This window comes from Halobellus sp. Atlit-38R, assembly GCF_003665925.1.
GTDB classification, from domain to species: domain Archaea; phylum Halobacteriota; class Halobacteria; order Halobacteriales; family Haloferacaceae; genus Haloquadratum; species Haloquadratum inordinatus.
Genome location: NZ_QXIJ01000310.1, coordinates 1 through 464 on the forward strand (window position 1 = coordinate 1; position 464 = coordinate 464).

General features: G+C 66.2%; 1 pseudogene. It reads right to left on the minus strand.

Going from position 1 to position 464, the window contains the following annotated elements:
• Positions 1–464 (minus strand): annotated as a pseudogene (locus tag D3D02_RS19545) (ferredoxin--nitrite reductase); the annotation flags it as partial.

Consider the following 464-nt stretch of genomic DNA (forward strand, 5'->3'; position numbering starts at 1 on the left):
GACGTCGAGTCCGACGTAGTAGTTGCCGTCGGCCTGCTCGTGGATGCCGACGTGGTCCGCGTGGCCGCCGTTGGCGTAGCCGGAGTTGTAGGAGTACTCCGAACGCAGGTCTTCGCCGGCGGTCTCCAGTTCGAAGTCGACGAACTCCTCCTGGAGGACGTTGCGGAACTTCTCCGCACCCCACTCGTCCATCAGGAACTTGATGCGGGCGTTGTAGCGGTTGTCGCGGTCGCCGTTCTCGCGGAACAGCGCGGAGATGGCTCCCGAGACCTCGGCTGCCTGCTCGGGAGTCACGAACACGTCGATGTCGCGGGCGAGCCGCGGCTCGTTCCGCGAGAGGCCGCCGCCGATGCGGATGTTGAAGCCCTTCGTCTCCTCGCCGTCTATCTCCTTGGTCGCGGGTTCGAGCGCGAGGTCGTTGATGTCGCCCTGTCCGCAGCCCTCGCGGCAGCCGGTGATGGAGA